General features: G+C 71.0%; 7 protein-coding genes. 3 read left to right on the forward strand and 4 right to left on the reverse strand.

The features are described 5' to 3' along the window. Window positions 1–1,172 (reverse strand): FAD-dependent monooxygenase (locus IEZ12_RS03575; protein WP_229847195.1); only part of this gene is annotated, 1,172 nt, incomplete at its 3' end. A gap of 804 nt (window positions 1,173–1,976) precedes the next feature. Between IEZ12_RS03575 and IEZ12_RS03580 the strand changes: the two genes are divergently transcribed. Then, complete coding sequence (locus IEZ12_RS03580) at window positions 1,977–4,895, forward strand: ATP-binding protein (protein ID WP_229847196.1); 2,919 nt, start codon at window positions 1,977–1,979, stop codon at window positions 4,893–4,895. Between the two features lie 228 nt (window positions 4,896–5,123). Here the strand turns inward: IEZ12_RS03580 and IEZ12_RS03585 are convergent, their stop codons facing one another. From IEZ12_RS03585 to IEZ12_RS03595, 3 genes are all read right to left on the reverse strand, one after another. Continuing rightward, window positions 5,124–6,164: an ABC transporter permease gene (locus IEZ12_RS03585; protein ID WP_189270771.1), complete on the reverse strand. Its 1,041-nt coding sequence runs from the start codon at window positions 6,162–6,164 to the stop codon at window positions 5,124–5,126. Continuing rightward, a complete protein-coding gene (locus IEZ12_RS03590; protein ID WP_189270772.1) occupies window positions 6,161–7,759 on the reverse strand; it encodes a sugar ABC transporter ATP-binding protein in 1,599 nt (532 codons plus the stop codon). Before IEZ12_RS03590 ends, IEZ12_RS03585 begins: the two co-directional genes overlap by 4 nt. 100 nt (window positions 7,760–7,859) lie before the next feature. Next, entirely contained in the window at window positions 7,860–8,903 is a 1,044-nt protein-coding gene (locus IEZ12_RS03595; protein ID WP_189270773.1) for a substrate-binding domain-containing protein, read from the reverse strand. A gap of 768 nt (window positions 8,904–9,671) precedes the next feature. Between IEZ12_RS03595 and IEZ12_RS03600 the strand changes: the two genes are divergently transcribed. Continuing rightward, window positions 9,672–12,014, forward strand: a complete 2,343-nt coding sequence (locus tag IEZ12_RS03600) for a ricin-type beta-trefoil lectin domain protein (protein ID WP_229847197.1) — start codon at window positions 9,672–9,674, stop codon at window positions 12,012–12,014. 128 nt (window positions 12,015–12,142) lie between these two features. Further along, on the forward strand, window positions 12,143–14,335 hold a 2,193-nt coding region (locus IEZ12_RS03605; RefSeq protein WP_189270774.1), incomplete at its 3' end, for an RICIN domain-containing protein.

Consider the following 14,335-nt stretch of genomic DNA (forward strand, 5'->3'; position numbering starts at 1 on the left):
GCGAAGTATTGCTCCGACCACGGAAGTTCGACCTGTGCCGGTGCTGCTCCGCCGGTTCGCAGCTGCTCGCGGCGCCGGTTCTGCACCTGGAGCAGCAGTCGGGTGTTGGCCACGGCCTGGTGGAGGGTCTGCTGGGCGACGGGCTGTCGCTCCGTCTCATAGGTTTCCAACAGGCTCGGTTCGGCCCACCCTTGGACAACGCCTGCCAGTTTCCAGCACAGGTTGTGCGCATCGGCGACGCCGGCGTTCATGCCCAGACCCCCGATGATGGGCACCGCGTGCGCGGCATCGCCGGCCAGCAGAATCCGGCCGTGGCGGAAGCGTTCGGCGACGAACCCGTTCATCACCCAGTGCTGGACCCGCAACACGTCGACCGGTACGTCGGAGTCGGCGCCCAGGGCGCGCGAGACCAGGCCGGGCCAGTCGGCCCGAGCGGCGTCTTCGGGTGTGGGAGCGAGCCAGGCCCAGCCTCCCTCCGGGTAGAGCGGGAGGAACGTTCCGTGCGCCGTGAAGTAGACGCCGGCGGGTCGGCGGGCGCACCAGCGGTCGAGGTCGGCGTCGAACACGACGGTGGTGAAGCCCCCGATCGCTCCCGGGCCGGTGGTGTCGATTCCCAGCCGTTGCCGGATCGTGGAGCTCGCGCCGTCGGCGGCGACGACATGGCGGGCACGGACCTGAACCTCCTCACCGCGCCGGTGGTCGACAAGCAGGGCCACGACGCCCTCGGCCTCCTCGACCAGGTCGACGAGCTCGGCCCCGAACCGCATCGGCGCGTCCGCGGCGGCGAGAAGCGTGGGTTCCAACCGGTCCTGCGAGGTGACCACGCCGACTACGGGGCTCTCCGGGACCGGCGCGTTGACCCCGACCATCGCCGCGGTGGCGAAGTCGCGGTCGCGCAGGGTGTCGCGGAAGCGGACGCGGCCGTACTCCGGTGCGAATGCGTCGGCCGTGATCCTGGCGGCAAGCCCGAGCTGGCGAAAGATCTCCATCGAGCGCACGTTGACCAGCCGGGACCGGGGAAACGGTGACAGCTTGCGGTGCTTCTCGACCAGCAGTGCCCGCACACCCCAGCGCGCCAGCAGCGCCCGGGCGGTGAGCCCGACCGGCCCGCCACCGACGATCAGTACGTCCGTCTCCGCGTTGGCTACGGGCATGTCGAACTCCTCCTGCATGCCCCGGGTCCGTCGGGGCACTCGGTGACGGTGACAGGCGGGCAGGCGGCGACTCGGCCGCGCCGGTGGCGCAGCCACGCTCGACGTCGACCTGAACCGTCATCAGGTCAGTCATCCGCGCCCTGCGGCCGACCGCAAGGTCCGCGCGTCGGCACACACCCGAACGTGCTCAGGCGGGTACGCGACCACGTCCCCGCTCTTCGTTCGCCTCGGGCCCGTGGCAGAGCCGGAACCACCCGCATCGACGGCGCAGCGGGACCGCCGAAACTCACCAGCTGTCATCGGCCTGATCACCCCGAAGACCCCGATTGCTCAAGATCCGTCGACACCGCCGCTGCTCACCGTGTCCGGAGGTCGGCGAATGCGCAGGAATCCGTGCTCGCAGAGTCACGGCACCTACAACCGTACCCGGCCCTCACTCGGCGTGCTGCTCCTCGCCACCACCCACCCGCTGCTCCCCCGCGTTCACGCCGTGACCCCCCTGGGCCGGTCGGCATCCGCGAACGACAGAGCGGTCGGCCTGTCCGAGGCGCTGACACCTGTCGGCTTCCCCGGCCGGCGTCCCCCGAGGCCGAACACCGGGCGCTGGCGGGCACCCCCGCGACGTTCACGGTCCTGTCGGCCGAAGGCCGCGACATCGCGGAGTCCACCGTCCCCGCGGACACGGAGCTGCGGCCGGGGTGGGCGTCGGCCACAGGGAATGTTGTAATGTGCATGAATTGTCGATTGCCTGCGGAAGCCGAGAGTGCGGGATCACTTCGCACTCACGCGCAGGCGAGAACTCCTCACGAGGTGGGCTACGGCGTGAGCACGGCTGGCATCGACATCGTGGCGCGGCATGGTGACCAGGTGATTCGGGACCTCGACGGCGGGGCAGCGGGCCGCAGCGAGCGGTTCCCACTGGTGGGACGGCAGCGTGAGCTCAAGCGGCTGCTGGCCGCGGTACGGAACCCGCCCGCGGTCGTGCTGGTCGAGGGCGAGGCCGGGATCGGCAAGTCCCGCCTGGTCCGCGAGGCCTCCGCCACGCTGCGCGCCGAGCGGTACCAGGTGCTGACCGGCTTCTGCCACCCGCTGCGCGAGCCGCTCCCGTACGGGCCGGTGGCGGACGCGCTGTGCAGGGCCGACCTGGCGGACGTCCCGGCCTTCCCGCCCAGCGCCGGCGCTCTGGCCCCGCTGCTGCCCGACCTGACCGACCGGCTCCCGCCGCCTCCCCCGCCGGCCGACCCCGCCGGCCGGCGATTCCAACTGCTCCAGGCCGTCCGGTCGTTCCTGACTGCGCTCGGGCCGACCGTCCTGGTCGTGGAGGACCTGCACTGGACGGACGAGGCCACCCGTGACCTGCTCCTGCTGCTCGCGCGCGACCTGCCACCGCAGCTCAGCCTGGTGCTCACCTACCGGGCCGAGGAACTGCCGCCGGGGAGCGCTGTGCTCGGCGCCGCCTACAGCCACCCGCCCGGCACCGGTGGCTCCGTCATCCGGCTCGGCCCCCTGCTGGAGTCCGAAGTCCAGGAGCTGGCGGCCGCTGCCCTCGGTCCGCACGCCACTGCCGCCCTCGGCGCCATCCTCCACCGGCGGAGCGAGGGCCTGCCGCTGGTCGCCGAGGAGGATCTGATCACCCTCGCCGAGCACCGTAGTACCCATGGCCACACCGAGGCGGTGGAGCGGCTGCGGGTGGCCGATGCGCCGCGCGGCCTGCGCGAGGCGATCACCCAGCGACTCACCGGATTGTCGCCCGCCGCCGCGTCGATCGCAGGGGCGGCCGCGGTGCTCGCGGTCCCCGCGCCCGAGGAGCTGCTGACCGCCGTCGCGGGTTCGGACGCGGAGCAGGGCGCCGATGCGCTGATCGAACTGCTCCGGGCGTCGGTGCTGCGCGAAGCGGACCGGGGCACGTACACGTTCCGGCACGTGCTCGCCCAGCAGGTCGCCTACCAGTACGTGCCCGCCCCCGTCCGACTCCGGCTGCACCGGCGCGCGATCGAGGTGCTGCAGGCCCGCACTCCGGTCCCGTTGGTGCAGATCGCGCACCACACCCTCGCCGTCGGCGACCTGGCCGGCTGGCTGCTGCGGGCGCAGGAGGCCGCGTACCAGGCGATCGCCGTCCGCGACGGCGGCACGGCCGCGACGCTGCTGCACCAGGTGCTCGACCGGCCCGAACTGGAGGGCGAGGCGCGTTCCCGGGCGGCCCTGGCACTGGCCGGGGTCGCCGCCACCAGCCTCGACTTCCGAAGCCATGCCGGGCTGCTGCGCCGACTCCTCGACGACCGCCGGCTGCCGCCGGAGACCCGCGGCGAGATCCGGCTCCGCCTCGGCATCGGCCTGCTGAACGAGAACGCCGTCCGCGCCGCGTTCGAGGAGGTCGAGCAGGCGGCCGCGGAGCTGGCGGCCTGTCGGCCCGAGCTCGCCGTCCGGGCGATGGTCGCCTTGGCCCTCAAGGAGGCCGAGGGGCCGCAGTACACGCATGCCTGGCTGGAGCGTGCCGAGGACACCGTCCGCGAGAGCGGCAGCGAGGTGCTGAGGGCCACGGTGCTCGCCACCCGTCTCACCTTGATGACCTGTCAGGGAGACTCGACGGTCTGGGAGTTGACCGAACGACTGCCACGCCACGCCGAGGACCCCGAGCTGCTGGGGCAGACCGCACGCGCCCTGCTCAACGTCGCCGACACCGCCACCTATCTGGGCCACGACCGGCGGGCCGCCTCGCTGGCTGCCGAGGCCCGGCAGCTCGGCACTCGTGGCGCAAGGCCCATCGCCGCCTTCCTGTCCCGCGCCGTCCTGCTGCGGCAGGACGCCCTCGCCGGCCGGTGGGACGGCCTCCAAGGACGCCTCGGCTCCCTCATCGAGGAGTACCCGACCGGGGCGAGCCTCCGCGCCGAGCGGGCCATCCTGGCCGGCAGCCTCGCCGCCGTCCGGGGGCAGCGCACCGCAGCACTGGAATTCTTCGGCGAGGCCCTCGCGGCCGGCGTCGACCAGCTGCTGGTGGGCTTCGAACTGCGGGCCGCCGCCGGCCTGAGCTCGCTCCACCTCGCCGCCGGCGACGGTCCCCGCGCCTGGGCGGTCGCGGAGAAGGCCGTGGGCACCGTGCGCCGTGCCGCCGCGTGGCCACGGGCGGCCGGCCTGCTGTCGGCCGCGGTCGAGGCGGCGCTGGCCTGCGGCCGGCGGGGGACCGCCGAGCAGTTGAGCGCCGAGATCGAGCGCGGACTCCGCGGGTGCGACGCCCCGGCGGCCGCTGCCGACCTGGAGGTCGTCCACGGCTTGCTGCTTCAGGAGTCCGACCCCGGTTCCGCCGCCGGGCACTTCGCCGAGGCGGCGCGCAGGTGGCGGGAGATCGGCCGCCCCTACGAGACCGCCCGCGCCCTGGAGCGGGAGAGCGAAGCACGTCGTCGCACCTTCGCCGGGACCGCGGTCGAGCCCCTCACGGGGGCCCTGGCGCTCTTCACGGACCTCGGGGCCACCGCCGACGTCGCGCGGTGCGAGCAGGTCCTGCGCGACCTCGGTCTCGTCCGCCGCGGTCCCGGCCGCCGAGGGTACGGCAGCAGCCTCTCGCCGCGTGAGCACCAGGTCGCCGGTCTCCTCACCGCCGGAGCCACCAACCAGCAGATCGCCGAGGCCCTGTCCCTGTCGCCGCGGACGGTCGAGAACCACGTCGCCAAGGTGCTGAAGAAGCTCGGCACCAGCCGGAAGCGGGTGGCGGCCGTCTACTCGCCGGGCCCGGACGGCGGCTGAGCCCTCCGCAACGCGGTGACCGCCGTCCGGGGCCGGACGGCGGTCACTGTGCGAACCGCGGCGGACGGGCGCAGGCGCGCCGCCGCGGCGGGACCCGGTGCCGGATGGCCCCCTCGACCGCCCGGACCCGGGAGTCGTCGGGCGAGTTCGCCCCGTTCCTTGTCAGGCCCGCGAACACCGCGGCGACAGCTGCCGACGGCCGGTGTCCGGTGAATCACGCCGGAGGGGTCAGGCGGGCAGGCCGACCGCCCGTTCGCCGTTGCGGCGCTGCTGGATGACGACGGCGGCGACCAGCAGGGCGCCCTGGGCGACGTTCTGCCAGAAGGCGTTGATCCCCTGGACGGTGAGGCCGTTCTGGAGAGCGCCGAGGAGGGCGACGGCGAGCAGGGTGCCGCCGATGGTGCCCTTGCCGCCCTTGAGGGCGCAGCCGCCGAGGGCGGCGGCGGTGATGGACTGCAGTTCGAGGCCTTCGCTGCCGGAGACGGGCTGGCCGGAGCCGGTGCGGGCGGTGAGCAGGATGCCGGCGAGGGCGGCGACCATGCCGGACAGGGCGTAGGCGGAGACCAGGTACTTGTTGAGGTTGATGCCGGCCAGGCGGGCGGCGGCGTCGTTGCCGCCGATGGCGTAGATGTTGCGGCCGATGTCGGTGTAGGTGAGCAGGAGGTGGACGGCGACGGCGGTGAGGACGAGCAGCCAGACCATGGTGGGCAGGCCGGCGATCTTGCCGCGGCTGAGGAAGATGAAGACGGGGTCGTTGAGGACGTAGCCCTGGGCGCGTCCGCCGGAGACGAGCTGCGCGACGCCCTTGTAGGCGGCGAGTCCGGCCAGGGTGGCGATGGTGGGGTTGACCCGGCCGTAGATGATGATCGCCCCGTTGAACAGGCCGATGCCGGCGCCGATGGCGACGGCCGCGCCGATGCCGAGGTAGGGGTTGGCGCCGGTGGAGGTGAAGACCATGGCGCTGACCACGGAGGCGAGGCCGGCCTGGGAGCCGACGGAGATGTCGAGGCCGCCGCAGATGATGACGACGGTCTGCACCACGGCGAGCAGGCCGGAGATGGTCGCGGCCTCGGCGATGACCTGGATGTTGTCCCAGGACAGGAAGTTCTCGTTCAGCGAGCCGAAGAGGACGAGGACGACGGCGAGGGCGCCGATCAGGCTGAGGTTCTGGCCGCCGACGGCGGCGAGCAGGGCGCGCACGCCGCCGCGGCGACCGGCCGCGGGCTCGGCCTCCGGCAGCTGGGCGCTGGGGGCGGTAGTGGTCGTCATCGGGGGTCTCCGGTGGGGGCGTGGGCGGTGGCGCGGTCGTCGGGAGCGTCGGCCGGGGCCAGGTCGTCGGCCATGGCGAGGGCGAGGATCGCCTCCTCCGAGGCTTCGGCGCGGGTCAGTTCGCCGGTGGTGCGGCCGTTCTGCATCACGACGATCCGGTCGGCCAGGCCGAGGACCTCGGGCAGTTCGGAGGAGATGATCAGGACGGCGGTGCCCTCGCGGGCGAGGTCGGCGATGATCTGGTAGATCTCGGCCTTGGCGCCGATGTCGACGCCGCGGGTGGGCTCGTCGAGGATCAGCAGATCGGGCTTGCGGGCGAGCCAGCGGGCGAGAACGACCTTCTGCTGGTTGCCGCCGGACAGGGTGCGGACCTCGGCCTCGATGGAAGGGGCGCGCACCCGCAGCCGGTCGGCGAACTGCTGGGCCAGGGCCCTCTCCTGCTGGTGCTTGACGAAGCGCCAGCGCCGAAGCCGGCCGAGGCTGACCAGCGAGGTGTTGTCGCGGATCGTCCGGTGCAGGAAGAGCGCCTGGGCCTTGCGCTCCTCGGGGGCCAGGCCGATGCCGGCCGTGATCGCGGCGCGCGGGTTCTTCAGGCGCAGGGCCTTACCGCCCAGTTCGACGCTGCCGGAGCGGACCTGGGCGTCTCCGGCCAGGGCGAGGGCGAATTCGGAGCGTCCGGCGCCGATCAGGCCCGCGAGTGCGACGACTTCGCCCGCCCTCACCTGGAGGTTGATGTCGCGCACATCGTCGGTGGTGAGGTTCTTGACGTCCAGCACGACGCGGTCGGTGGCGACCTGCTGGCGGACGAACAGGGTGGACAGGTCGCGCCCGACCATGAGCCGCACGAGGGCGCTCTCGTCCGTGGCCGCGGCCTCCACCACACCCGCGACCCGACCGTCGCGCAGGACGGCGATCCGGTCGGCGAGTCGGAAGATCTCCTTCATCCGGTGCGAGACGTAGACGACGGCGATGCCTTCGTCGCGCAGCCGCCCGATCAGGGCGAAGAGCGCCTCGACCTCGAACTCCGACAGCGAGGAGGTCGGCTCGTCGAAGGCGATCGCCCGCGGCGGGACCTCGCCGGTCAGGGCGCGCAGGATCTCCACCAACTGCCGCTGCGCGGCGGTGAGCTGGGAGCCGAGCAGGTTGGGGTCGAGGACCTTGGCGAAGCCGAGGCGCTCCAGGTCGGCGTTGATGCGGCGGCGCAGTTCGGCGCGGTCCAGACGGCGTCCGGCCGCGCGGGGCAGCGAGCCCGCGTAGACGTTCTCGGCGACCGAGACGTGCGGGATGATCTCCGGCTCCTGCGGGATGATCCGGATACCGGCACGGCGGGCGTCCTGCGGGTAGTGCAGGTCGACCGGCTTGCCGTCCAGCAGGACGCGCCCCTCGGTGGGGCGGTGGTCGCCGGTCAGGACGCGCAGCAGGGTGGACTTGCCGGCGCCGTTCTCGCCCATCAGGGCGGTGACCTGACCGGGCGGGAAGCTGATGGTGACGTCCTCCAGGGCCTGGACGGTGCCGAAACGCTTGGAGACGCCTTCGGCCGTCAGACCGGGCGAGGCACCGGGTGACGTGCGTGGCGAGGATTCGGATGCGGGCATCAAGGTCTCACTGACGTGTGGAGTGCGGCTGGGTCAGAGTCGGGGGCCGGTGCGGCGGCTCCGGGGTGGTGCCGCCGGACCGGCCCGGTCCGAGTGCCGGTCAGCTGCAGCTCACGCCGGAGGACTGCCAGTTGGTGGAGTCGACCATCTTGGTGGGGGCGAAGGCCTCCTGCGGGAAGTCCTTGCCGTTCTTGAGCTTGTCGAACAGGGTCTGCACCGACAGCGCGCCGACGTCCTTGCCGTTGATGAACAGCGCCGCCTTCATGCCCGACGGCTTGCCCGACTGCCAGTTCTTGCAGGCCAGGTAGGCGCCCAGGCCGACGCCGTCGATGTTGTCCGGCGTGACCGAGGCGTTCTGCAGCGCGGTCACCGCGCCCTGCACGTTCTCGTCGTTGCAGCCCCAGACCACCCAGTGCTTCACGCCCGGGTTCGCGGTGATTGTCGCCGCCACCTTGTCCTGCGCGCCGGTCGGGGTGTTGTCGGTGGCGACGTCGATGTTCTGCACGCCTTGCACGGTCTGCTTGAAGGCGTCCTTTGCGGCGTTCACACGGTCCCCGCAGACCGTCACGTCCTGCTGCCAGGCCGAGATGATCCGGGTGTCGGCCGGGTTCCAGCCGGCCTTCTGGAACTCCTCGGCCGCGCGCTGGCCGACCTGCTGGCCCATCTGCTGACCGGAGAAGCCGATCCGCGGCACCAGGTCGCCCTTCGCGCACTTCGACGGCGCCGGGCCGGTCGCGCACACCTGGTCGTCCGAGGTCAGCAGCGCTGTCTTCGCGTCCCGGGCCATCTGCACCACCTGCGGACCGACCGCCGGGTCCGGCACCACGACGATCAGGCCGCTGCTCTTCTGCGCGATCGCCGACTGCACCTCGCTGACCGTCTTGTTCGCGTCGGTACCGAGGTCGACCACCTTCAGGTCGACGCCCAGCTCCGCGGCCTTCGCCTTGGCGCCGGCCGCCTCGTCGACGAAGTACTGCTGGTCGCCCTGCTTCTGCAGGTACGTCATGGAGATCTTCCCGCTGACGGGTGCGACCTTGGTGTCCGCGCCACCGGAGGTCTGGCCGGTGGAACAGGCAGTGAGGCTGAGGACGGTGGCGAGACCCAGCACGGCGGCGGGGAGCAGGCGGACACGGACGGTGGACATGGGGCGGCTCCAGGGTGGACGGGTGAGGCCGGACCGGATGCAACAGAACCGATCATGTCCCACCACTTTCAAACGCTGCGATCAAAGGAAAACGGTCCGTTCACTTGCCCGTCAAGAAGCTGAAAACATTCGCCCGTGGCTGATATCCCATTGTTATCGATGCCCTGACCAGCAGATTCCCAGGCCACTGGGGAGGGAGGTTGGAAAATACTCACGGAAAGCACTACTCAATAATTCCTGACCCATTGATTGCGTATACGGATCCTATGGCGGTACGGAGGGTTCCACTGCTCCGCGGCCAGCAGCGGAGCGCCGAGACCGGCCAGCCCGCAGCTTCGTCCGCGCGGCCGGAAGGCCCCGGACCGGGTGCACCCGGAGAATCCGCACCCCAAAGCGCATCCGTCCGAGGGCGGTCATCACGGCATTCGACCCGCAGGTCTGGACAGGCTGATCCGGTCCGGCGAAAAGACTGCGTACTCGGATCTTGAACGGAGTCTGCGGCAGGACCGTTGACCGCCAACTCCCCGTCGCCCTACTGTTCGTTTCTGGTCGTCTTCGTTTGTTTCTGAGTGACTCAGGTCTCCCACCCCCCACCGTCGGGTAGCGGTGTTCGGCATGCCGCTTTCCGGCGTCGTACGAAAGGCATCCCCCGTGCGCGGATCCCTCCGTGTCCTGGTCAGCCCCGGACAAACCCTCAGAAGGGCGGCCGTCGCCGCCTCCCTCCTCCTGGCCGGCGCACTCGTCGCGGGACAGGCCACCACCGCTGCCGTGGCCGTCGCGCCCGCCGCTCCGGCCGCCTCCGCTCCGCCCGCCCCCACTCCCATCGCCGTGGACGGCGCAAAGCCGGGCCTCACCTTCGACGGTGTCGGCGCGATCTCCGGCGGCGGCGGCAACTCCCGCCTGCTGGTGGACTATCCGGAGCCGCAGCGCAGCCAACTGCTCGACTACCTGTTCAAGCCGGGCTACGGAGCCGCCCTCCAGATGCTGAAGCTGGAGATCGGCGGCGACACCAACTCCACCGACGGCGCCGAGCCCAGCATCGAGCACACCAGGGGCACCGTCGACTGCAACCAGGGCTACGAGTGGTGGCTGGCCGAACAGGCCAAGGCCCGCAACCCGCACATCAAGTTCGCCGGCCTGTCCTGGGGCGCGCCCGGTTGGATCGGCAACACGGGCAGCGGCGGCTCCTTCTGGTCCCAGGACACCATCAACTACCTGATGGACTGGATGGGTTGCGCCGGCAAGCACCACCTGGACGTCAGCTACCTCGGTGGCTGGAACGAGCGCGGCTACGACAAGACCTGGTACGAGAACCTCAAGTCGACGCTGGTGTCGCGCGGTTACGGCGCCACCAAGGTGGTCGCCGCCGACTCCGACTGGTCGGTGGCCGACGACATGGCCGCCGATCCCGCGTTCAAGAACGCCGTCGACATCGTCGGTGTCCACTACCCCTGCGGCTACCTCGGTTCCTTCACCAGCTGCCCCAGCACCGCGAACGCCCAGGCGCTCGGCAAGCCGCTCTGGGCCAGCGAGAACGGCTCGGAGGACGCCAACGACGGGGCCGCCTCGGTGGCGCGCGGGATCAACCGCGGCTACATCGACGGCAGGATGACCTCGTTCATCAACTGGCCGGTCATCGCCGCGCTCTACCCCAACCTGTTCTTCTCCACCGACGGCATGTCGATCGCCAACCAGCCCTGGTCCGGCAACTACACGATCGGCAAGACCACCTGGGTCACCGCGCAGACCACCCAGTTCGCCCAGCCGGGCTGGAAGTACATCGACTCCGCCGACGGCTACCTCGGCGGCGACCGAGTCAACGGCAGCTACGTCACGCTCAAGTCGCCGAACAACCGCGACTACAGCACCGTCATCGAGACGATGGACGCCAACGCTCTCCAGGCCGCGAAGTTCAGCGTCACCGGCGGCCTGTCGACCGGCAAGGTGCACGTCTGGACGACCAACCTCAACTCCACCGACCCGGCCGACTGGTTCGTCCACCAGCAGGACATCACCCCGGTCAGCGGCAGCTACACCCTCGGTCTGCAGCCCGGCTACGTCTACACCGTGACCACCACCACCGGCCAGGGCAAGGGCACCGCCACCCCGCCGGCTGCCGCTCCGCTCCAACTGCCGTACGCGGACGGCTTCGAGACGCCGGCTGCCACCACGTCCCCGAAGTACTTCACGGACATGAACGGCGCCTTCCAGACCGTCCGGTGCGGCGGCGGCCGCACCGGCACCTGCCTGCGCCAGATGGCCCCGACGACTCCGATCCGCTGGACCGACGAGTCCTATGACGCCCCGTACACCATCATGGGCGACGGCAGCTGGTCCAACTACACCGTCACGGCCGACACCATGTTCGAGCAGTCGAGCACCGTCGAGCTGCTCGGCCGGGTCAACCAGCAGGGCCGCAACAACAACGGCCTCAACGCCTACCACCTGCGGGTGAGCGACACCGGCGCCTGGTCGATCGTCAAGAGCGACACCAGCTGGAAGTTCACCACTCTGGCAAGCGGCACCACCACCGCTCCGCTGGGCACCGGCCACTGGCACACCGTCAGCCTGTCGATGCAGAACACCGCCCTCACGGCCACCATCGACGGCCGCACCGTGGGCAGCGCCACCGACGGCAGCTTCACCAACGGCCAGGCCGGCCTCGGCGTGACCGGCTACCGGACCGACCAGTTCGACAACTTCGACCTCACCCAGGGCGCGCCCAGCAACCACACCGGCCCGATCGCCTCCGGCCTGCCCGGCAAGTGCGTCGACGACAACGGCGACTCCGCCGTCAACGGCACCGCCGTGCAGCTGTGGGACTGCAACGGCGGCAGCTCACAGGTGTGGACCTGGTCCAACGGCGCCCTCACCCACAACGGCAAGTGCCTCGACGTCACCGGCGCAGCCACCGCCAACGGATCCCAGGTCGAGCTGTGGGACTGCAACGGCGGCGCCAACCAGCAGTGGATCCCGCAGGCCGACGGCACCCTGAAGGGCACCCAGTCCGGCCGCTGCCTCGACGACCCGGCTGCCGTCACCACCAACGGGACCCGGCTGGATCTCTGGGACTGCGACGGCGGCGCCAACCAGCAGTGGAAGCTGCCGTGATCCCCACCCGCCCGTAACGCCAGTACGTGGGCGGAGACGGCCCTGCGGCTCACCCACCCGGTCCGCAGGGCCGTCTCCGCCCACTCGCCCGCTCCCTCCACCCCACACACCGGACAGGAGTTCCCCCGATGAGCCGACCCCTTGGCGCACCCCGCAGAGGGATCACCGCGTTGGCGGCCCTGGGGCTGGTCGTCGCCGGCGTCGTGACGATCACGCCGACGGAAACCGCCTCGGCGACAACAACCGCCCAGACCATCACCCTTGACGGAACGTCAACCGGAAGGACGTTCGACGGGCTCGGCGCGATCAGCGGTGGCGGGGCCACCTCACGTCTGCTGGTCGACTACCCCGAGCCGCAGCGCAGCCAGGTGCTGGACTACCTGTTCAAGCCCGGCTACGGCGCCTCGCTGCAGACGCTGAAGGTGGAGATCGGCGGCGACGCCAACTCCAGTGAGGGCCCCGAACCCTCTCACATGCGCACCCCCACCGAGGTCGACTGCAACCGCGGGTACGAGTGGTGGGTGATGGAGCAGGCCAAGGCCCGCAACCCCGACATCAGGTTCTACGGCCTCGAATGGGCCGCGCCGGGTTGGCTGAACGGCGGCATCTGGTCCCAGGACAACATCGACTACCTGCAGTCCTGGTTGGGTTGTGCGAAGAGCCACGGCCTGAACGTGGGCTACCTCGGTGCCTGGAACGAGCGCGGCTACGACAAGGCCTGGTACAAGAACCTGCGCACGTCGCTCGACAACCACGGCTACCGCAACACCACGCTGGTCGCCGCCGACAACGACGACTCGACCTGGTCGATCTCCGACGACCTGGCCGGCGACCCCGACTTCGACAAGGCCGTCGGCATCGTCGGCGTGCACGGCCTGTGCTGGCACTCGACCCCGGCCTACACCGGCTGTCCCGGCAGCAGCACCGCGATCGGCCTGAACAAGCCGTTGTGGGTCTCCGAGGACGACAACGACAGCGGCGCCCAGGACCCGGCGGCGCTGGTCCGCAACGTCAACCGCGAGTACCTCGACGCCAAGGTGACCGCGGACATCAAGTGGGCGCTGGTCACCTCCTGGCCGTCCAACCTGCCCTGGCCGGGTGCGGGCCTGATGGCCGCCGACCAGCCCTGGACCGGCAACTACACGGTGGGCCGCGACATCTGGGCGATGGCGCACACCACGCAGTTCGTCAAGCCGGGCTGGCAGTACCTGGACGCCTCCAGCGGCTATCTGGCCGGTGCCGGCGCCAACGGTGATCCGCACAGCGGCAGTTACGTCACCCTCAAGTCCGGAACGTCCGGCAAGGACTACAGCACCGTCATCGAGACCACCGACGCGACCGCCGTCCAGGTCGTCAACCTCAAGGTCACCGGCGGGCTGTCCACCGGCAAGGTCCACGTGTGGGCCACCAACATGAACTCCACCGACCCCTCGCAGTGGTTCGTCCACCAGGAGGACGCCACCCCGGTCCGCGGCGGCTACAGCCTCGCCCTGCAGCCCGGTTACGTGTACACCGTGTCGACCACCAACGGTCAGGGCAAGGGCACCGCCACCTCGCCGACCTCCGGGCAGTTCCCGCTGCCGTACCGGGCCGACCTGAGCGGCTACACCACGGGCGCCACCGCGAAGTACTTCCACGACTGGGCCGGCGCCTTCGAGACCGCCCCGTGCCCGGCCGGGGCGAACACCCCGATGTGCCTGCGCCAGGTCATCACCCAGGCACCCCTCCCGTGGCACACCGACATGGACTACACCCCAGCCACCTTCATGGGCGACCCGACCTGGCAGCACTACCGGGCGAGCACCGATGTCGACCTCGAACAGGCCGGCACCTCGGCCGAATTGCTCGGCCGGATCGACCACGTCGACCACGACCGCTCGGCCTACCACCTGAAGATCGACGACACCGGAGCCTGGAGCCTGTACACCGAGGACAGCAACCGGGACGGGACGGCCAATCACGGCCACCTCACCGTGCTGGCGAGCGGCAGCTACTCCGGTGCGGGCGCCGGTACCTGGCACAACCTCTCCCTCGCCATGCAGGGCCCGACGATCACCGCGTCCGTCGACCACATCCAGGTCGCCCAGGTCGTCGACGCCGGTCACGTCACCGGGCAGCTGGGCCTGGCCGTCGGTGGCCTCCAGCACGTCGACTTCGCCAACATCGACGTCACCCCGCTCGCCGCACCCGCCACCCACACCGTCACCAGCGCCAACAGCGGCAAGTGCCTGGACGTCGCGGGCAACTCCACGGCTGACGGTGCGCAGATCGACCAGTGGGCCTGCGGGGCCGGCAAGCCCAACCAGCAGTGGACCCTCGCC

Origin of the sequence: Kitasatospora griseola (assembly GCF_014648555.1) — a bacterium.
GTDB classification, from domain to species: Bacteria; Actinomycetota; Actinomycetes; order Streptomycetales; family Streptomycetaceae; genus Kitasatospora; species Kitasatospora griseola.

What these genes read in the sequence shown, in the direction of transcription:
- IEZ12_RS03585 (WP_189270771.1), bottom strand. Translation starts at nt 6,164, where the DNA reads ATGACGACCACTACCGCCCCCAGCGCCCAGCTGCCGGAGGCCGAGCCC.
- IEZ12_RS03590 (WP_189270772.1), bottom strand. Translation starts at nt 7,759, where the DNA reads ATGCCCGCATCCGAATCCTCGCCACGCACGTCACCCGGTGCCTCGCCC.
- IEZ12_RS03595 (WP_189270773.1), bottom strand. Translation starts at nt 8,903, where the DNA reads ATGTCCACCGTCCGTGTCCGCCTGCTCCCCGCCGCCGTGCTGGGTCTC.